Consider the following 18,383-nt stretch of genomic DNA (forward strand, 5'->3'; position numbering starts at 1 on the left):
TTACCCTTCCGCCACAATATCTGCGATTGTCTTCTTCAGCACACTCGTCACCTGTTCCAACGCACGCTTGTCGTCCTTGTTCAGACCTTTCAGCGGAGGCCGCATGGCGCCCGCGTCGATCCCATTCATGGTCACGCCATGTTTGATGGTCTGGATGAACTTACCGCCCTGTTCCAGCACCCGCATCAGCGGCATCATCGCGCTCATGATCCGGCGGCCCTTGGCAAAATTGCCTTCGATCACGCAGGCGTTGTACAGCGCCACATGCTCTGCCGGCAGGAAGTTCGACCCGCCGCAAACCCAGAAAGGTGCGCCCCAGGCAAAAAACTCCAGCGCCTGATCGTCCATGCCACAGCCCAGTTGGATATGCGGATAGTCGCGGGCCAGCAGGTGCACCCGGTTGATATCGCCCGAGCTTTCCTTGATGCCGCAGAAGTTGCGGCTGCGACCCACACGATCCAGAAATTCTTCGCCCATCATCGTACCGGTGCGGTGCGGATAGTTGTACAGCATCACCGGCAGATCGGCTGCCTTGTCGATGGCCAGCGCATTCAAGGCATTTTCCCGATCAGTTGGTACCGAATAGGGCGGGCTGGCCAGCAGGATCGCATCCGCGCCGATTTCGCGCGCGCCGGAGGCCAACGCAATCGAGTCCGGCGTAAGCATCGCGCCAGTACCTACAACCAGGGGCAGGCGCCCCTTCAATCGTTCATGAGTGAACTTCGCCAGATCCAGCCGTTCCTCAACGGTCTGGGCATAGTTTTCACCGGTTGAACCGCCTGAGATCAGGCCATGCACGCCATTCTCGATCAGGTATTCGATCACGTCAGACAATGCGTCCCAGTTCACGCTGCCATCGTCATGATGGGGTGTAACCACGGGGGTATAGATTCCCTCAAATCTGAAAATCGGGTTCATTCTGTCCTCATGCGGGTTTCGAAAGGGGCAGGGTGCCCATAGGGACATTCAACGCGTCAGGCATTACGAACAGCTCGATCTGATCGCGTGACAGGTTCCAGTGGTCCTCGGCCAGCTGCGCAGCAGCTGCCTCATCGCCCGCCTCGATGGCAGCAATGATGGCGTCATGCTGAAGGCTGGCTTCGGACAGTTTATCGGCCATCTTCGCCGTTTGCGGATGATAGAAGGTCATGCCGATCCGCGCGTGATCAATCAGTAGCCGATTGAACGACGGCAGAAGGTAGACATTTCCCGACATCTCGCCAGTCACGTCATGGAAGCGATTGTTCGCCAGTGCACGATCCTCGGCTGACCCAGTCCGCAATGCCGCCTTGAACGCCTGTTGCGCGTCTTTCAGGTCATCAATCTGGGCACGCGTAGAGTTCTGTGCCGCCAGCCGCAGAATTGCGCTGTAGACCATCGGCGCAGCCAGAAAGAAATCGCGCAGGGTGGTATAGGACATTTCAGATACCCGCGCGCTGCGGTTGGTGCGCAGGTCCAGATAACCTTCGCCTGCCAACTGACGAAACACTTCACGCAGGGGAGTCCGAGACAAGCCGAAAGCGTCAGAAAGGTGCGCCTCGTCCAAATCGGTGCCGGGTTGCAATCGCAGGGTCAGGATCGACGCCCGCAGGTGATCCCTGAACGCATCTTTGCGGGATTTGGTGTCGTCTTTCATCCTATCTCCTTTGCTGCACTGGCACGAATCGCAAGGGCACCATGCAATCTTTCTGTACGTTAAAAAAATACAACTTGTATACAGTAAAGAATCGTGCAGCATAGATCATCGACCACGCCAAGCTGAATGGGACACCCATGCGCCAACCGCGCCACATTACTTTCATCCTGATCGAGGAATTCTCGCACCTTGCCTTTTCCTGCGCAGTCGAGCCGCTTCGGATTGCAAATCTGGTTAGTGGGGAAGATCTGTATGAGTGGACGTTCCTCTCGGAACATGGCGAGCAGGCAGTGTGTTCGAATGGCTCGATCACCTTGGTGCACGGCGGGTTGGACGCCCTGCCGAAAACCGATCAGTTGTTTGTGCTGTCGGGTATCCATATGCGAAGCCATGTTACGCGGCCGCTGCTTGCCATGTTGCGTCGTGAGCGGGCAAGGGGCACCCCCATCGGTGCGCTGTGCTCGGGTGCATGGCTTTTGGCCGAAGCGGGATTTCTGGTTGGGATGCAGGCCGCGATCCATTGGGAATACCACGACGCTTTCATGGAGGCCTTCCCAGAGGTGAATCTTGTCCGTAGCGTCTTTGTAGCTGATGAAAAACACATCACGGCTTCGGGCGGTACGGCCACAGCCGACCTTATGCTGCACCTGATCGAACGTGATCACGGTGAAGAGCTGGCCATCGCAGTGGCCGATCAGATGGTTTACAACGCTGTGCGCAATGCCACTGCCAAACAGCGAGTATCGCTGCAATCGCGCAATGGGATGCGAAATGCGCATCTGGCCAGCGCGATCCAAATTATGCGGGACTGCATCGAGGCACCCGTATCCCCATCGAAAATCGCTGACGATCTGGGAATATCGACCCGACAGCTGGAGCGGTTGTTTGGCAAATACCTGAACACGTCCCCCAAAAAGTACTTCATGGAGCTGCGCCTGGAGCGCGCCCAAAAGCTGTTATTGCAGACCGAGTCCTCGGTGACCGAAGTTGCGATGGCTTGTGGATTTGAAAGCCCGGGTCATTTTTCGCGGGTGTATCGGTCCAGTTTTGGCGTTACGCCGCACGCGCAAAAAAGCAAGATAGACTGAGTAATAGCGACGGGGGGAGCTGCTCTGAACCTCGGCGAGCCCGGTTGGTCAGGCGCTCACCCCCATATTCCCGCTCGTACCCCCTCGTTAAATTCAAACTCGTAAACTGATCAGCAGGATTAGGTATTGATAGGCGACAAAAGGGGCATAACTTCTGCGAGAACGTGTCAGATATATGTATCTTTTGGTCGAAAACTGTTGGCTTTGCCCTATTTGAGATGGCTCCTAACTGCATCAGATAGGTAAAAATGTATGCTATAGATCGATTATGTTTGCGTTTAATGTAAGTTTGTGGGCTTTTTTGTTGCGCCAATAAAGGACGTTTTCTGCAAAAAAATGGCGCTAAATCGCAACCAAATTTTATTAAGAGTTTCCATGTCCTCATCAGTTGTAAGACTTGGAGGACGGATATGAATTTGGAATCTCACGAAGCCGCAGTCGAATTTGCGCCGCGTGTGATCTCGATCGCCAAGCGTGAGCAGCAGATTTGCCAAGCATCCAAAGCTGCCGAGGCGGCATTCGAGCGAATTTCTTGTATGGCCACGGATAGCCTCCCGGTCCGCGGCGAATTGCAGGGTCGAGTGTTTTCCATTTTCCGCTGGTATTTCCTGTCGGCCTTTTGCACGCGCCTTCTTACCGACGCCGCGCATCGGCTTGAGCATCAGACCCTGCAGGTATCCGTAGACATTTTCAGTGCAGTTAAAATGGTTCTGACAGACAGCGAAATCGAACGGTCAATGGCCTTGGTCGGTGCAGAGCGAACATCTCCTGCGCTGGCGAGAGCGAACGACATTGGGTGCAGGGGGCACACGGTGGGCTGGGTCGCCGCCGGGTTGCACGAAAAGGGCCATGATCTCCCGCCGGAGATTCAGAATGCGCTGGCTGGTGCGCTCGCGGCTTCGGCGAGGATCAACTGATTGGCAAAGTGCAATGCATCTTCGGGGGCTCGCGACAAGCCTCAAGAGTCCGCAATTCCCTTCACTCGAACGCAATCTGCGTCTTTTGCTGGTTGCCAATGGTGGGTTCCGCCCGAAACAGAGGGAAGTTCAGGGCCGCAGGACAGTAAATGATGCACCTTCAGATAGAAATCTCGCGATGCTTCAGAACGACGATGGAGTACATGCGCTTATAACTTTGCAAGGCGTGTCTCCGGCATTCCGAAATCTGTGTGGCAGAATGCTGGAAAAATAATACGCATCTCCGGGGCCCAGCACCCTGGACTGCCCGTCTACGGTAACTTCTAGTCGGCCTTCGACGACAACTGCGCATTCCTCACCTTCGTGAGATAGGTCAGATCGACCTGAGTCGGCACCAACGTCATACTCTTCGATTAACATCTGCAGCTTTCGGTCTCGGCGCTCACCCGCGACAAGCAGGTAGGAAACGCCGGGTGATCCAAGATCACGCATGCTGCTGTGGGGGAAATAGAAGCTATCCTCGTTTTTGAGTTCAAAGCTGAAAAAGAACCCCAGATTGATATCGACCCCCGCGAGAATTTTCTTTAATAATGCAACAGAAGGTTGAGTCGATCCACTTTCAATTTGGGAGATCGTACCGCTACCTACTCCTGCTCGTTTGGCCATCTCGCGCTGACTGAGTCCTTTGGACGTTCGAATCAATCGTAGTCGCCTTGCGGTTTCCAGATCAGATTTTGAAGAGTTGCTCATGGTGATTTCCTGCTTGTGATCGAAAGCACTTTAAGCAGCCACGGACTGTTTTTCAATAACTTACAGATTTCCATAAAGCCGGGTGTGCGTGATGCGCTAACTCTGCAAGTATCTTACATCTAATGAAATTCTGCTTCATGGGGAATGGACGTGCTCGATCAAGCCAACACAATGTCATCTTTCTGGATGCCGTTTTCGGCTAATCGCGATTTCCTTCGTGAACCAAGAATGATTCAGTCGGCTGACGGGATGTACTACACCAGTTCCGATGGCCGCAAGGTCATGGATGGTACGGCCGGGCTGTGGTGCGTCAACGCAGGCCACCGTGACCCGCTTATCGTTGAGGCAGTTCAAAAACAGGTCCATGAACTGGACTACGCACCTAACTTTCAGTTCTCCCACCCTCAGGCGTTTGAGTTGTCGACGAAACTGACAGCGATGATGCCTGAGGGATTAAACCACGCCTTCTTCACCAACTCGGGTTCCGAGTCCGTGGATACGGCACTCAAAATTGCGCTGCATTACCACCGGATGCGCGGTGATGGCGCACGCACACGTCTGATTGGGCGTGAGCGCGGGTACCATGGGACCGGCTTTGGCGGTATCTCCGTCGGTGGCATCGTGAAGAACCGCATGCATTTCGGCACACTTCTGACCGGTGTCGATCATCTCCGCCATACGCATGATCTGGAGAGAAACGCATTCTCACGCGGTTGCCCGAAACACGGTGCCGAGCTGGCAGATGATCTGGAGCGGTTGGTCGCACTGCATGACGCGTCAACCATTGCGGCCGTCATCGTTGAGCCGATGGCCGGGTCTACCGGTGTGCTTCTGCCACCGAAGGGATACCTGCAACGGCTTCGTGAAATCTGCGACCGACATGGCATCCTGCTGATCTTTGACGAGGTTATTACCGCGTTCGGACGTTTGGGTGCGGCGACAGCTTCTGAGTATTTCGAAGTTAAGCCAGACATCATCACAACAGCCAAAGGTCTGACCAACGGGGTTATTCCGATGGGTGCGGTTATTGTGTCCGACGCGATCTATGACTCGGCGATGGAAAACGCCGATGCGCCTATCGAGTTGTTCCATGGATACACATATTCAGCCAACCCGGTGTCGTGTGCTGCGGCCCTGGCGACGCTGGAAAGCTACGAGAAGAACGATCTGTTCCGCCGCGCTGCTTTGCTGTCGCAGCCCTGGGAGGATCAGCTTCACAGCCTCAAAGACCTGCCGAATGTCATCGATATTCGTAATCTGGGCCTGGTGGGCGCAATCGAACTTGCACCGCGTGACGGTGCGCCGGGTGCGCGGGGCTATGACGCGATGAAGCGCGCCTGGGATGCTGGAATAATGATCCGCGTCACCGGCGATATCATCGCCTTGTCGCCGCCGCTGATCATCTCGGAACCAGAAATAAACAAACTATGCCAAACACTTGGAGAGGTACTGGCGGACTTGCCATAACTCTTGACTTACAACTCCTAAAAGGACTGAGATCATGAAAGACGCATCCCCGATCACATTGATCGGTCATTACATCAATGGCCAAATTACCGCTCCTTCCGGCGAAACCACGCAGCCGGTGTACAACCCTGCAACCGGTGCTCAGACCGGCGAGGTTTCTCTGGCAACCGTCGAAACGGTTGACGCTGCAGTGGCCGCTGCTAAAGCAGCATTCCCAAAGTGGTCGAACACTCCCCCAATCCGTCGCGCCCGCCTGATGAACAATTTCCTGGCTCTGGTGCGCGAGCATAAGGACGAATTGGCCCGTGCCATTACCGTCGAGCACGGCAAGGTTTTCACCGACGCTCAGGGCGAAGTTGAGCGCGGTATTGATATCATCGAGTTTGCCTGCGGCATTCCGCAACTCCTCAAGGGCGATTACACGGAACAGGTGTCTACTGGTATGGACAACTGGACTACGCGCCAGGCATTGGGTGTAGTGGCCGGGATCACTCCCTTCAACTTCCCGGTCATGGTTCCGATGTGGATGTTCCCAATCGCCATCGCCGCAGGCAATACCTTTATCCTGAAGCCGTCGCCGACCGATCCGTCTGCTTCGCTGCTGTACGCCGATCTGATGAAAAAGGCTGGCTTCCCCGACGGTGTGTTCAACGTCGTGCAGGGTGACAAGGTTTCCGTGGATGCGCTTTTGGATAACGACGACGTGAAGGCGGTGTCCTTCGTCGGTTCGACCCCGATCGCGAACTACATCTACGAAGTGGGCGCGCGTAACGGTAAACGTGTTCAGGCTCTGGGTGGCGCAAAGAACCACATGCTGGTTATGCCCGATGCGGACATGAACAAAGCAGCGGACGCGCTGATCGGTGCAGCTTATGGTTCGGCTGGCGAGCGCTGCATGGCGATCTCGGTTGCCCTGCTGGTGGGCGATGCCGCTGATAAACTGATCCCGGTTCTGAAAGAGCGTGCCGAAACACTGAAAGTCAAAAACGGTATCGAGCTTGACGCTGAGATGGGCCCGATCGTCACTGCTGCTGCACGCGAGCGGATCAAGGGTTACATCGACTCGGGCGTTGAAGAAGGCGCGGATCTGCTGGTCGATGGCCGTGATTACACGGTCGAAGGACATGAGGAAGGCTTCTTCCTGGGCGGCACCCTGTTTGACAACGTCACCACTGACATGAAGATCTACAAGGAAGAGATCTTTGGCCCGGTTCTGTCCTGCGTTCGCGTTTCGAGCTTCGCTGAGGGCCTGCAGCTGATCAACGATCATGAATTCGGCAACGGCGTGTCCCTGTTCACCCGTGACGGTAACGCTGCACGTGAATTCGGCAAGCAGGTTCAGGTCGGTATGGTCGGTGTGAACGTTCCGATCCCGGTTCCGATGGCTTGGCACGGATTTGGCGGCTGGAAGAAGAGCTTGTTCGGCGACATGCACGCCTATGGCGAAGAGGGTGTTCGTTTCTACACCAAGCAGAAATCCATCATGCAGCGCTGGCCTGAAAGCATCTCGGAAGGTGCCGAGTTCGTCATGCCGACGGCTAAGTGATCATCCTGTCTAAGGAGTGAAGAAAATGTTCATTGGTGTTCCCAAGGAAATCAAGAACCACGAGTACCGCGTTGGCCTGACGCCCGAGAGCGTCGCCGAGCTGGTGTCGCACGGCCACAACGTTCTTGTTGAAACCAATGCCGGTATCGGCATTGGGGCTGATGATGATGCCTATCGTGCCGCTGGTGCCGAGATTGCCGAAACCGCAGCCGACATCTTTGCCAATGCAGAGATGGTAGTGAAGGTGAAGGAACCTCAGGCCGTAGAGCGCGCCATGCTGCGCGAAGGTCAAATCCTCTATACATATCTGCACTTGGCTCCCGATCCAGAGCAGACCAAAGATCTGGTCGACTCGGGCGCGGTTTGCATCGCCTATGAAACTGTGACCGACGACAATGGCGGCCTGCCATTGCTGAAGCCGATGAGCCAGGTTGCAGGACGTATGTCGATCCAGGCTGGTGCGAGCGCTTTGGAAAAAGCCAAAGGCGGTCTAGGTGTGTTGCTTGGCGGCGTACCCGGCGTGAAGCCTGGCAAGGTTGTGGTTATCGGCGGTGGCGTCGTTGGCTTCAACGCAGCCCAAATGGCTGTCGGCTTGCATGCGGACGTGACCATTCTGGATCGCAGCCCTGCAGTTCTGGAAAAGCTGGAAAACCATTTCGAGGCATCGGCTAAGGTTGTCTACTCGACCAAAGCTGCGCTGGAGGAAGAGGTTATCAATGCTGATCTGGTTGTTGGTGCGGTTCTGATCCCGGGTGCTGCTGCGCCCAAGCTGGTCACGCGCGAACTGATCTCAAAAATGAAACCCGGTGCGGTCGTCGTGGATGTGGCGATCGACCAGGGGGGCTGCTTTGAAACATCCAAAGCCACCACTCACGCAGACCCCACTTATGTTGTCGACGATGTAGTTCACTACTGTGTCGCCAACATGCCCGGCGCTGTTGCGCGCACGTCTACCTACGCGCTCAACAACGTCACCCTGCCGCATGCACTGGCCATCGCCAATAATGGCTGGAAGCAGGCGCTTGCGGACAATCGTCACCTTATGAACGGCCTGAACGTGGCCCATGGTAAGGTGACATACAAGGCTGTGGCAGATGATCTCGGATATGAGTTCGTTGCCCCGGAACTTTGCTGACATCAGCAAATAAACGCCCGCTTCAGCATGCTGCTGGGCGGGCGTTACTCGTCAACTAGGAGGAGATACTCGATGAGTTTCAATAAATTTACAACAGGCATGGCAGCTGGCGCACTGAGCGTACTGATGTCGACGGCTGCATTTGCAGAAGACATGACTCTGCGTTTTGCAGGCGTGTTCCCGATCGATCACCAGGGCACCAAAATGATGGAGCAGGTCGCAGCAGACGTTGCAGCTGCTGACGTTGGCCTGAAGATCGAAGTTTTCCCGGCCAACCAGCTGGGTTCGGGCGAGGCGCTGTTCGAAGATGTCGCACGCGGCAACATCGATCTGGCATCGGCCTTTATCTATGCAGACACTGACCCCCGTCTGGAATTCCTGTCGATGCCGTTCCTGCTGGGCGGTTGGGATGACATGGAAAGCACCTTGCTGAACATGGATTCCGAGTTCAACACCATCCTGCAAGAGATCACCGACGAATACGGTGTCCGAGTGATGGCACAGAACCCCGAAGGGTTCATCGGTATCGTTGCTTCGCAAGAGCCAGACAACTGGAACAACTTTGACGACAAAGGCATGAACATTCGTGTTTGGTCGTCCAGCGTTGTGAAGTCGATGGTTGAAGAGCTGGGCTTCCAGGCAACCACCATGGCATGGGGTGACATCTTCCCGGCGCTTCAAGCCGGTATCGTTGATGGCGCGATCTGCTGCACCAAGACCGCAACCTACTCGATCTTCGCCAAGTCGGATGTTGGTACCCACTTCGTCGAGTACAACTCGATCTCGGAACTGACAACCTTCTACGCGTCGCAGCGTACACTGGACAAGCTGAACGAAGAACAGGCTGCCGCACTGCAGGCAGCATTGACCAAAGCTTCGGAAGACTTCTTTGCGTATAACCGCGAGAATGACGAAGTATTCGGTCAGAAACTGCTGGACAAAGGCTACACCATCCTGCGCCTGAATGACGAAGAGCAGGCTGCGATGGCCAAACACGTTCAAGAGACTGTCTGGCCTGCAATGGCCCAAAGCGTTGGTCAGGACATCATCGACCGCCTGCTGGCAGCTAAAGCACAACAATAAGAAATAAGAAAAGGGCCAGCAAATCAGTTGGCCCTTTTTCGATCTTTAGCTCAACAGAGGGAGGGAGAAAGATGTCTAGCTCACCAGCTGAGCACACAGTGGTCATTGAAAGCGCAGAAAACAAAACCTCGCAAAAGATCACTGATGAGCTGCCAGTTGCTATCGGATACCCGTTGAAAGCAGTGGCATTCGTCATGAGACAGATTGTTACGTTTGCCGGTTTCCTGATGGCATTCACATTTGGCGCCGTTGTTGTCATCCGCTATGGATTTGGTGGAGACCTTTTTGCCTACGAAGAATGGCTTCTCGGCATCAGCATCATTGGCTTTTTCGCAGGTGCTGTTCTGGCCTCTGCCCGCAACTTGCACATCAACGCGGATATTCTTGGGATTGTGATTCAAAACCCCCGGCTCATCTGGTGGCGTGGCTTTGTCGTCCTGACAGTTGAGGTGCTTGTGATCCTGTTCCTCATGTACGCGTGCTATGTCTCGCTGCTTGATGACTTCTCATTCCCCCGGCTGCGCGCGACCCCGGTGCTGCGTATTCCATTCGTAACCTGGCGGATTTTCATCATGGTGGCCTTTGGCTTTATGGCTACGTTCACGGCTGCATATTTGTACGTGCATATCCGTAAGGGGCTGGGTCTGCCCCTGAGATCAGAAATGCAAAAAGGAGAAGCCCAATGATCATCGGAGGAAGTCTTCTTATTGTCTGCTTTATGCTGCTGTTGGGCGTTAGCGTCTATGTAGCATTCGGATCGGTTTTGATTTTCATCGCCCTTGTTGGTGATCAATCCATCACCGGCTACTTGCCGACCGGTTCTACCGGAATTCGCTCACTGGTGCTTCTGGCGATTCCGCTCTTCATGATCGCAGGCGGCATCATGGAAAAAGGTAAGATTGCTGCACCACTCGTCTCGCTGGCTGAGATGTTCATTGGACATGTCAAAGGTGGACTGAGCGCTGCGGGCGTCTTGGCCTGCGGTGTGTTCGGCTCCATTTCCGGCAGTGCGAACGCGACACTGACCTGTATTGGCGGCATTATGATGCCTCACCTTAAAAAGGCCAACTATCCGGGTGGGCAATCGGCTGCGCTGATCGTGGCGGCAAGCCCGCTGGGTTTGTTGATCCCGCCAAGCTCGTCGCACATCCTGTATGGCTGGGTTGCGCAACAACACGTGCTGAAATGCTTCTTGTCCACTGTCATTCCCGCGATGATCCTGATCACGCTTTTGATTGTGGTCAATCAGTTCATGCTGCGGAAGTATGACAACATCAACCTGACGGAACGTCCCAAGCCGTTTCTGCCAACCTTCGGTGTACAGGCACGCCTGGCCGGACCGGCGCTGATGATGCCGCTGATCATTCTGGGCGGGATCTATGGCGGCATCATGACGCCAACCGAAGCCGCCGGTATCGCCGTGGTTTACTCGATCCCGATCGCGATCTACTTCTACCGTGGCCTGACCTGGAAGACGCTGGCTCAGACCATCCAGAATTCGGGCGTTACGATTGGTGTGGTCATGGTCATGATCTTCATGGTTCTGATCGTGTCGGACAACCTGATCTCGCAAGGCGCACCTCAGCTGGCCAAAGATATGGTTTACTCGGTGTCGGACAATCCGATTGTGATCCTTCTTATGATCAACGTCGTGATGATCCTGATCGGGATGCTGATGGACGATATTTCGGGTCTGCTGCTGGCAACACCGATCTTGCTGCCCATCGCCCAGAGCACCGGCATGGATCCGATCCATTTCGCGGCCGTAATCGGTGTGAACCTGGGTATGGCGAATATCACACCTCCTACAGCGCCATTGCTGTATCTTGGTGCTCAGGTCTGTGATGAGCCGGTTTCGCGTATGCTGTGGCCAACCTTGGTCTTCATCGTATTCGCTTGGCTTCCGACCCTGATGCTGACCACTTTCGTGCCAGAGCTCGCGCTCTTCCTGCCTGACCTTCTGCTGGGTCGGTAACTGCGCGAAAGTGTAAATACCACGTCTTGTATCGATGGACGCACCCCAAGTTTAGGTTTGGGGTGCGTGTTATCTCCCTTAAAAACAAGGTAGGGGAGACAAGTCTAAAACAGAAATGTGGAAACCTTTAACAAGAGGTTAGAAATGTACAGCAATATCTTAGTAGCGCTCTCTCTTGAGCATGGCATCAGTGAACCTGCTCTTGCGGCAGCGCGCGCCCTGCTCTCGGAAGGCGGAAAAATCACCGCGGCCCATATTCATGAACCTCCAAATAGACAGATCATGTACTACATGGATGAAGGGATCGCTGAAAAATCTCTCGAGAAGGCGAAGGCGAGCTTGGCTGAACGCCTGAAAGACGAAGCCGAAGTCTCTTCTGTCTTGATCGAAAGCCAATCGGCAGGCCGCGCAATTACGGAATACGCCAACAAACACGGCATCGACTGCATTGTACTCGCGTCGCACAAACCCGGAATGAAAGACTTCTTCCTAGGTTCAACAGCCGCTCTCGTCGTGCGCCACGCTCGGTGCTCAGTGCATGTGCTCCGCGTGTAAACCTTACCAACGTATAAAGTTGCCCAAATCGCCCTGTGAATATCTTCTGTGATAGTCACGGGGCTGGCAAACGCCCCAGGAAAATAGCAGCAACCTGTCAATTCAACCTAACTCTTGCGGGTTCTGGAAATATAGGTGAGGCCGTGCCCGCACGGTAATTTTCGTGCTCGCCTGTCACTCGCGACCCTGCGAGGACAATACGCCCGATAGGGTGCCTTCACTCGCTGCACAGCTAGAAGTCGCAAAAACGCCCCTTCGTTGATGTTTCGGCTTTAAAACTCCAATGCTTAGTTCTGAGCGTTCTGCTTTTGGTCCGAATGCTGGCTGGGATTGGCTGACCATTCTGCGCATTGGTTTTACCCGGACTGATGGCAAGTTCTACACCAACCTCCCAGGTTTTATATTGAACGGCAAAGAATGCCTTTGTCGCCGACACTTGTAAGTATAACAGATTATACAGAGATTCTGCGAGCCGAACGGAATGACAGCGACTATGCCACTACATGAATCTGGGGCTGCTCATCCTCAAGATAAAGCCGAAGGGGTGTATTGGCTTCAGGATTTGCCTTCGCCCAGTGCGCGCCCAGAAGTCCCTTTGCAGAAGGTCGATGTCGCCATTGTCGGATCTGGATATACCGGACTGAATGCGGCATTGGTGACGGCCCGGGCGGGAAGATCGACGTTGGTTCTTGATGCAAACGACGTTGGTTGGGGCTGCAGTACAAGAAACGGTGGCCAGATCAGCACCAGTATCAAGCCTGATTTTGAGAAACTCAGCGCGCGTTACGGGCCAGAGAGAGCCAGAGGTATTCGCCAAGAAGGCATTAATGCTCTGAACTGGATTGATGATTTCCTTCGAACTGAGCGGATCAATTGCGGTTTCGTGCGATGCGGACGGTATCACGCGGCTCATACGCCTAAGCATTATGAAGGGCTGGTGCGTCTTGCGGAAAAGCTGAACAAGACCGAAGGTGCGGATGCTTATGCGGTTCCGCGAGACGATCAGCATGGTGAACTGGGCTCGGACGCCTACTTTGGCGGAGTCGTCTACCCGCATCATGCTTCCCTGGATCCTGCGAGGTATCACCGTGGCTTGTTGGAAAAAGCGATAGAGGCTGGTGTACATGTCACAGGCAATTGCCGGGTCGATACGGTAGAGAAAAACCCCAATGGATTCCTTTTGCAAACATCGAAAGGCGTGGTGCAAACACGAGATGTAGTGGTCGCCACTGGCGGCTACAGCGGGCCACTTTGCAAATGGTTGCAGCGCCGCATTATTCCGATCGGCAGCTATATCATTGCAACCGACCCTCTGCCCGCGCACTTGATGGATGAATTGTTGCCAACGAACCGCATCGTCAACGACACCTGCAAGGTTGTCTATTATTACCGAACCTCTCCTGACAGGACGCGTATTCTGTTTGGGGGGCGTGTCTCAGCCAAGGAAACCGACCCATCCGTCAGTGGCCCGAAACTACATGCTGATATGTGCCGGATTTTCCCGCAGCTGGCCTCTTACGGATTCTCAAATTCTTGGACTGGTACTGTGGGATATACCTTTGATGAGTTGCCTCATATCGGGGTTCATGACGGCATGCACTATGCGATGGGGTATTGTGGTACAGGTGTGTCTTTGGCCAGCTACTTGGGTATGCGGGTTGGACAGAAAATTCTTGGCAAGGCTGCGGGTAAAACTGCCTTGGACGGGTTACCCTTTCCCACCCGACCGCTTTATCGCGGTAATCCATGGTTTCTGCCCGCTGCCGTGACCTGGTACAGGTGGATTGATAAAATCCAATACAGGCAAGCCAGCCGCATGAAATGACGGTCGTCGGCAAGCAGTCGGCGTATTTACCCAAACTTCGGCAATATGGAGCCAATCGAGAAGAACGTTCTCTTATAAAGCTTTTGGGAAAGGTGAGATGGTGGAGCCTAGGGGAGTCGAACCCCTGACCTCTTGCATGCCATGCAAGCGCTCTCCCAACTGAGCTAAGGCCCCATCAAGGTACTGCCGAAGCAGTGGACGGACGTTTATGAGACGACGGCGGTTAGTGCAAGTCCAAAAAATGGAAAATGCTAAAAACTTTCCAACCTACGTCCAGGTCGACATGAGGCGGCGGCAAGCCGCCTCTTGCCGGTTTTAGTTTTCGTCTTCCGACGACATGTCAGTGATATCGTCCAACGAGACCTTGTCATTGTCTTCGTCATCATCGTCCAACAGATCATCATCCAGATCGACATCGACATTGTCGTCATCATCCAGAACCAGATCGTCCTCCGACGCGTTCTCACGCGCTTTGGCCGAGGCTGCATCTTCTGCATCCGCAGCGATCATTCGGCTTTTGCCGGTCTCAAGCTCCACGATCTCGCCAGTGTAGGGGCTAACGATCGGGTCCTTGTTCAGGTCATAAAACCGCTTGCCAGTGGTCGGGCAAACGCGCTTTACACCCCATTCTTCCTTGGGCATCTCAAATCCCCTTGATATCAGGTGAGTCGTAGTAATGATTCAGGTCACGTGCCACATGCAGCGGGCACTGTCAAAGCCTTTGAGCAGGAGAAACAGGCATATGGGAGATCACGCACTGCCCGGCAGGCCTCCGGTGGCGCTGACGCTGCGAAAATCGGCGCGGGCACGGCGGATCAGCCTGCGAATTTCGCAATTGGATGGACGGGTTACACTGACTTACCCTCAGGGTGTGCCCGAGGCCGAAGCGCTGAGTTTCGCCCGAACGAAAGAGGGCTGGATACGCCAACACCTGCAGGATCGTCCCGACCCGGCGGTGGTTCAATTCGGTCGGTCCATACCCGTCGAGGGGGTCGAGCGACGAATCGTTCCAGCGCCTGGCCGACGGGTCCAACTGCGTGGCGATGAGATCGCAGTTCCCGAGGGGGCGGAGGCAAGGCGTCTTGCCCGATTTCTTAAAGAGTTGGCGCGGGATCGTTTGACCGGAGCCTGCGACGATTACGCGGCGATGCTGGGTTGGTCTTATTCCAGCCTGACGATCCGCGATACCAGATCCCGCTGGGGATCGTGCAGTTCTGCCGGGGGTCTTATGTTTTCATGGCGGTTGATCCTCGCCCCACCAGAAATCCTGCACTATGTGGCCGCGCATGAGGTGGCACATCTGGTCGAGATGAACCATTCACCGGCCTTTTGGGAACAGGTGGAACGGATATTCGGGGACTACCATACGCAACGGCGCTGGTTGCGCGACAACGGAGCGTTACTGCATCAGTACCGATTTGACGCAGCAGTGAGTTGACCCAGCGCATATTTGTGATCACATGAGAGTATGTTGACTGCACGTCCTTCAGAATCGCAGACTGCCACGCATGACAAGGTCTACCGCGCCTTGCGTTCACGTATCATGCACGGAGAAATGGCACCGGGGCAGGCGTTGACTCTGCGGGGGATTGGCAAGGAATTCGGTGTTTCGATGACCCCCGCGCGTGAGGCCGTACGGCGATTGGCAGCAGAAGGGGCGTTGTTCCTGTCGACCTCGGGCCGTGTCTCAACACCCGAGTTGACCAATGACCGGATCGAGGAACTGGCAGCCCTGCGCGCATTGCTAGAGGTCGAGCTGGCTAGCCGGGCGTTGCCGAGGGCACATATGGCACTGATCGACCGGCTGCAGAGCATCAACATGAACGTGGCCGAGATGGTCACCAAGCGGGATGCTGTCGGCTATATCCGTACCAATCTGGAATTTCACCGCACGCTGTATCTGCGGGCGCAGGCCCCGGCCATGCTGGCGATTGCTGAAACCGTTTGGTTGCAACTTGGCCCCACCATGCGTGCGCTCTACGGGCGATTGCGGCGCACCGATCCGCCGCATAACCACAAGCTGATCATCGCAGCTTTGCAAGCCGGGGACGAACCCGGATTGCGGCTGGCCGTTCGCTCGGACGTGACGCAGGGCCTGCGGCTGCTGGTAAGCTGAGCGGCTTGTTGCCGAAGCCCTGAAATTGCGTCTGAACGGCTTTGTCGTAGTGGCTTGGAGGTTAGGTCTGGGTTACTCTGGACCAAATCACAACAAGAGCAGATTTCAGTCATGATCAATCGACGGACATTTTCCTTAGGGCTCGGGGCGACCCTTTTCTCCGCCTGTTCCACTGGTGCCCCCACAAGCGCCCCAGCCACGCGGATGCGGGCGGTGCCCAATGCAGGATGGGATGCTTGGGTGGCCGGGTTCAAAGGGCGCGCGGCGTCGCAGGGTATTTCGCAGAACACTCTGAATCGCGCCTTTCAGGGGGCAGGGTATTTGCCCGATGTAATCGAGCGCGACCGCAATCAGGTCGAATTCAAACGCTCGCTTGAAGATTACCTGGCGATTGCGGCGTCGGATGAGCGGATCGAGACCGGCAAGCAGATGCTGGTGCGCCACGCAGGTACTCTGTCGCAGATCGAGGCGAAGTATGGCGTCGATAAAGAGGTCGTAGTGGCGGTTTGGGGTCTGGAAAGCCGTTATGGCGCGCGGCGCGGCGATGTGCCGGTGGTTTCGGCCGTATCAACCTTGGCCTATGATGGGCGACGCGGTGCGTTTTTCGAGAAGCAATTGATCGCAGCCCTAAAGATCATTCAAGAGGGCGACACGACGCCCGACAAAATGACCGGCAGCTGGGCCGGAGCGATGGGGCACACCCAGTTCATTCCTACATCATACCTTGCTTATGCGGTGGATTTCACCGGTGACGGGCGTCGCGATATATGGTCGGATGACCCCGCGGATTCCTTGGCGTCAACCGCGGCTTATCTGGCGCGTGCAGGTTGGGTGCGGGGACAGCCTTGGGGTGGAGAGGTGGGAACCGTGTCGGGTACACCTGTCGCGCTGTTGCAACCGCAAAAGCCCGGGCCGCGCATTGCTGTGTTCCGCAATTTTCAGGTGATCAAGCGCTACAATAACTCAGACAGTTACGCGATTGGCGTCGGGCATTTGTCTGATCGAATTGCGGGTGGTGCACCGTTCAAGGCATCCTTCGGACCGGATGCCACGGGTCTGACGCTGGAAGATCGTAAGGAGCTACAGCGTCGTCTGACCTCGGCGGGGTACGACACACAGGGTGCGGATGGGGTGATCGGCAACAACACCAAATCCGCCATCAGCGCCTATCAGCGCGCCAATGGGCTGCCGGTGACCGGTGAACCCTCTGTCGCGCTTTTACGGCAATTGGGTGGCTGACGGTTACGCCGCCAACCCTTTTGAACCGATATCCAGGAATTTCTGACGGCGGTCCTTGATCAGGGCCGCCGCATCTTTGCCATCCAGCTCTTTCAGCATGGCGGTAATTGCCTCGCGGACCGATTCAACCGTAGCAGGACGATCGCGGTGCGCACCGCCTTTGGGCTCGGCGATGATCTGATCGCAAACGCCCAACTTGTGTAGGTCTTGCGCGGTCAGGCGTAGCGCCTCGGCGGCTTCGCGCATCTTCTCGGCATCTTTCCACAGGATCGAGGCGCAGCCTTCGGGCGAGATCACCGAATAGACCGAATGTTCCAGCATCGCGACACGGTTTGCCGTCGCAAAGGCAACGGCCCCACCCGAGCCACCTTCGCCGATGATGACTGACACAAGTGGTACACCAATCTTTAGGCACATCTCGGTTGACCGCGCGATAGCCTCGGACTGGCCGCGTTCCTCGGCCCCTTTGCCGGGATAAGCGCCGGCTGTGTCAATCAGGGTGATCACCGGCAGGCCAAATCGCCCGGCCATCTCCATCAGGCGCACAGCCTTTCGATACCCCTCGGGGCGGGCCATGCCGAAATTGCGCTCAATCCGGGATTTGGTGTCGGATCCCTTTTCGTGGCCGATCACCATCACCGGCTGGTCGTTAAAACGGGCCAGGCCGCCGATAACTGCCAGATCGTCTGCAAAGTTTCGGTCACCGGCCAGTGGGGTGAACTCTGTGAACAGCGCCTCGACATAATCCTGGCAATGGGGGCGTTCAGGATGGCGTGCCACCTGACATTTCCGCCAGGGGGTCAGATCGTCATAAAGCTCTTCCAATAGTTTGGCGGCTTTAGCATCCAGCGCGGCGGCTTCTTCGGCCACGTCCATCTCTTCGTTGGCACGGGCAAGCGCTCGCAATTCCTCGGCTTTGCCTTCGATTTCGGCCAGCGGTTTTTCGAAATCCAGATACTGGGTCATGACGCCTCTCAACGCGGAAGTTCTCTGCTATATGACCTGTGGCCGCCCGGGATGCAACTCAGCATGATTTGCGGATGTGGAATAT

18 protein-coding genes and 1 tRNA gene are annotated in these 18,383 nt (G+C 55.5%); 13 read left to right on the forward strand and 6 right to left on the reverse strand.

What is annotated here, in order from left to right:
* Together ACR0D7_RS13835 and ACR0D7_RS13840 are read right to left on the reverse strand one after the other, a co-directional pair.
* The gene (locus ACR0D7_RS13835) at positions 1-918 is read right to left on the reverse strand and encodes a dihydrodipicolinate synthase family protein (protein ID WP_480679530.1); all 918 of its coding nucleotides are present in this window, start codon (positions 916-918) and stop codon (positions 1-3) included.
* A 7-nt stretch (positions 919-925) separates the two neighbouring features.
* Entirely contained in the window at positions 926-1,636 is a 711-nt protein-coding gene (locus tag ACR0D7_RS13840) for a GntR family transcriptional regulator (RefSeq protein WP_480679531.1), read from the reverse strand.
* Between the two features lie 137 nt (positions 1,637-1,773).
* Here ACR0D7_RS13840 and ACR0D7_RS13845 point away from each other — a divergent pair, with 137 nt between their 5' ends.
* Positions 1,774-2,724 carry a GlxA family transcriptional regulator gene (locus ACR0D7_RS13845; protein ID WP_480679532.1) on the forward strand — a complete coding sequence of 317 codons (951 nt, stop codon included), beginning with the start codon at positions 1,774-1,776 and terminating at the stop codon, positions 2,722-2,724.
* Positions 2,725-3,134: 410 nt separating this feature from the next.
* A complete protein-coding gene (locus tag ACR0D7_RS13850; protein ID WP_480679533.1) occupies positions 3,135-3,641 on the forward strand; it encodes a hypothetical protein in 507 nt (168 codons plus the stop codon).
* Positions 3,642-3,824: 183 nt separating this feature from the next.
* Here ACR0D7_RS13850 and ACR0D7_RS13855 read toward each other — a convergent pair whose 3' ends face one another.
* A complete protein-coding gene (locus ACR0D7_RS13855; RefSeq protein WP_480679534.1) occupies positions 3,825-4,391 on the reverse strand; it encodes a cupin domain-containing protein in 567 nt (188 codons plus the stop codon).
* Positions 4,392-4,535: 144 nt separating this feature from the next.
* On the opposite strand from ACR0D7_RS13855, the gene aptA reads away from it, so the two are divergent.
* The 8 genes from aptA (at position 4,536) to ACR0D7_RS13895 (ending at position 13,977) form a co-directional block, all read left to right on the forward strand.
* A complete protein-coding gene (aptA, locus tag ACR0D7_RS13860; protein ID WP_480679535.1) occupies positions 4,536-5,858 on the forward strand; it encodes an omega-aminotransferase AptA in 1,323 nt (440 codons plus the stop codon).
* Between the two features lie 34 nt (positions 5,859-5,892).
* Positions 5,893-7,404 carry a CoA-acylating methylmalonate-semialdehyde dehydrogenase gene (locus ACR0D7_RS13865; protein ID WP_480679536.1) on the forward strand — a complete coding sequence of 504 codons (1,512 nt, stop codon included), beginning with the start codon at positions 5,893-5,895 and terminating at the stop codon, positions 7,402-7,404.
* A gap of 25 nt (positions 7,405-7,429) precedes the next feature.
* Complete coding sequence (ald, locus tag ACR0D7_RS13870; protein ID WP_170387884.1) at positions 7,430-8,539, forward strand: alanine dehydrogenase; 1,110 nt, start codon at positions 7,430-7,432, stop codon at positions 8,537-8,539.
* A gap of 72 nt (positions 8,540-8,611) precedes the next feature.
* Complete coding sequence (gene dctP, locus ACR0D7_RS13875; RefSeq protein ID WP_480679537.1) at positions 8,612-9,622, forward strand: TRAP transporter substrate-binding protein DctP; 1,011 nt, start codon at positions 8,612-8,614, stop codon at positions 9,620-9,622.
* Between the two features lie 71 nt (positions 9,623-9,693).
* On the forward strand, positions 9,694-10,308 hold the full coding sequence (locus tag ACR0D7_RS13880) for a TRAP transporter small permease (RefSeq protein WP_480679538.1): 615 nt from the start codon (positions 9,694-9,696) through the stop codon (positions 10,306-10,308).
* Entirely contained in the window at positions 10,305-11,597 is a 1,293-nt protein-coding gene (locus ACR0D7_RS13885) for a TRAP transporter large permease (RefSeq protein ID WP_480679539.1), read from the forward strand. Before ACR0D7_RS13880 ends, ACR0D7_RS13885 begins: the two co-directional genes overlap by 4 nt.
* A 144-nt stretch (positions 11,598-11,741) precedes the next feature.
* The gene (locus tag ACR0D7_RS13890; RefSeq protein ID WP_480679540.1) at positions 11,742-12,152 is read left to right on the forward strand and encodes a universal stress protein; all 411 of its coding nucleotides are present in this window, start codon (positions 11,742-11,744) and stop codon (positions 12,150-12,152) included.
* A 493-nt stretch (positions 12,153-12,645) separates the two neighbouring features.
* Positions 12,646-13,977: an NAD(P)/FAD-dependent oxidoreductase gene (locus tag ACR0D7_RS13895; protein ID WP_480679541.1), complete on the forward strand. Its 1,332-nt coding sequence runs from the start codon at positions 12,646-12,648 to the stop codon at positions 13,975-13,977.
* A 98-nt stretch (positions 13,978-14,075) separates the two neighbouring features.
* Here the strand turns inward: ACR0D7_RS13895 and ACR0D7_RS13900 are convergent.
* Positions 14,076-14,151: transfer RNA gene (locus ACR0D7_RS13900), tRNA-Ala, on the reverse strand.
* Positions 14,152-14,292: 141 nt separating this feature from the next.
* Entirely contained in the window at positions 14,293-14,619 is a 327-nt protein-coding gene (locus ACR0D7_RS13905) for a TIGR02300 family protein (RefSeq protein WP_480679542.1), read from the reverse strand.
* 100 nt (positions 14,620-14,719) lie between these two features.
* On the opposite strand from ACR0D7_RS13905, the gene ACR0D7_RS13910 reads away from it, so the two are divergent.
* From ACR0D7_RS13910 to ACR0D7_RS13920, 3 genes are all read left to right on the forward strand, one after another.
* Positions 14,720-15,415 (forward strand): M48 family metallopeptidase, encoded by a 696-nt coding sequence (locus ACR0D7_RS13910; RefSeq protein ID WP_480679543.1) that lies wholly within the window; start codon positions 14,720-14,722, stop codon positions 15,413-15,415.
* A 30-nt stretch (positions 15,416-15,445) separates the two neighbouring features.
* Positions 15,446-16,093 (forward strand): GntR family transcriptional regulator, encoded by a 648-nt coding sequence (locus ACR0D7_RS13915; protein ID WP_170387074.1) that lies wholly within the window; start codon positions 15,446-15,448, stop codon positions 16,091-16,093.
* A gap of 111 nt (positions 16,094-16,204) precedes the next feature.
* Positions 16,205-17,332, forward strand: a complete 1,128-nt coding sequence (locus ACR0D7_RS13920; protein WP_480679544.1) for a lytic murein transglycosylase — start codon at positions 16,205-16,207, stop codon at positions 17,330-17,332.
* Between the two features lie 3 nt (positions 17,333-17,335).
* Here ACR0D7_RS13920 and ACR0D7_RS13925 read toward each other — a convergent pair whose 3' ends face one another.
* Complete coding sequence (locus ACR0D7_RS13925) at positions 17,336-18,298, reverse strand: acetyl-CoA carboxylase carboxyltransferase subunit alpha (protein ID WP_170575607.1); 963 nt, start codon at positions 18,296-18,298, stop codon at positions 17,336-17,338.
* Positions 18,299-18,383 lie beyond the last annotated feature (85 nt).

This window comes from Ruegeria sp. BB7 (genome assembly GCF_056539365.1).

What these genes read in the sequence shown, in the direction of transcription:
- ACR0D7_RS13835 (WP_480679530.1), bottom strand. Translation starts at nt 918, where the DNA reads ATGAACCCGATTTTCAGATTTGAGGGAATCTATACCCCCGTGGTTACA.
- ACR0D7_RS13840 (WP_480679531.1), bottom strand. Translation starts at nt 1,636, where the DNA reads ATGAAAGACGACACCAAATCCCGCAAAGATGCGTTCAGGGATCACCTG.
- ACR0D7_RS13845 (WP_480679532.1), top strand. Translation starts at nt 1,774, where the DNA reads ATGCGCCAACCGCGCCACATTACTTTCATCCTGATCGAGGAATTCTCG.
- ACR0D7_RS13850 (WP_480679533.1), top strand. Translation starts at nt 3,135, where the DNA reads ATGAATTTGGAATCTCACGAAGCCGCAGTCGAATTTGCGCCGCGTGTG.
- ACR0D7_RS13855 (WP_480679534.1), bottom strand. Translation starts at nt 4,391, where the DNA reads ATGAGCAACTCTTCAAAATCTGATCTGGAAACCGCAAGGCGACTACGA.
- aptA (WP_480679535.1), top strand. Translation starts at nt 4,536, where the DNA reads ATGGACGTGCTCGATCAAGCCAACACAATGTCATCTTTCTGGATGCCG.
- ACR0D7_RS13865 (WP_480679536.1), top strand. Translation starts at nt 5,893, where the DNA reads ATGAAAGACGCATCCCCGATCACATTGATCGGTCATTACATCAATGGC.
- ald (WP_170387884.1), top strand. Translation starts at nt 7,430, where the DNA reads ATGTTCATTGGTGTTCCCAAGGAAATCAAGAACCACGAGTACCGCGTT.
- dctP (WP_480679537.1), top strand. Translation starts at nt 8,612, where the DNA reads ATGAGTTTCAATAAATTTACAACAGGCATGGCAGCTGGCGCACTGAGC.
- ACR0D7_RS13880 (WP_480679538.1), top strand. Translation starts at nt 9,694, where the DNA reads ATGTCTAGCTCACCAGCTGAGCACACAGTGGTCATTGAAAGCGCAGAA.
- ACR0D7_RS13885 (WP_480679539.1), top strand. Translation starts at nt 10,305, where the DNA reads ATGATCATCGGAGGAAGTCTTCTTATTGTCTGCTTTATGCTGCTGTTG.
- ACR0D7_RS13890 (WP_480679540.1), top strand. Translation starts at nt 11,742, where the DNA reads ATGTACAGCAATATCTTAGTAGCGCTCTCTCTTGAGCATGGCATCAGT.
- ACR0D7_RS13895 (WP_480679541.1), top strand. Translation starts at nt 12,646, where the DNA reads ATGCCACTACATGAATCTGGGGCTGCTCATCCTCAAGATAAAGCCGAA.
- ACR0D7_RS13905 (WP_480679542.1), bottom strand. Translation starts at nt 14,619, where the DNA reads ATGCCCAAGGAAGAATGGGGTGTAAAGCGCGTTTGCCCGACCACTGGC.
- ACR0D7_RS13910 (WP_480679543.1), top strand. Translation starts at nt 14,720, where the DNA reads ATGGGAGATCACGCACTGCCCGGCAGGCCTCCGGTGGCGCTGACGCTG.
- ACR0D7_RS13915 (WP_170387074.1), top strand. Translation starts at nt 15,446, where the DNA reads ATGTTGACTGCACGTCCTTCAGAATCGCAGACTGCCACGCATGACAAG.
- ACR0D7_RS13920 (WP_480679544.1), top strand. Translation starts at nt 16,205, where the DNA reads ATGATCAATCGACGGACATTTTCCTTAGGGCTCGGGGCGACCCTTTTC.
- ACR0D7_RS13925 (WP_170575607.1), bottom strand. Translation starts at nt 18,298, where the DNA reads ATGACCCAGTATCTGGATTTCGAAAAACCGCTGGCCGAAATCGAAGGC.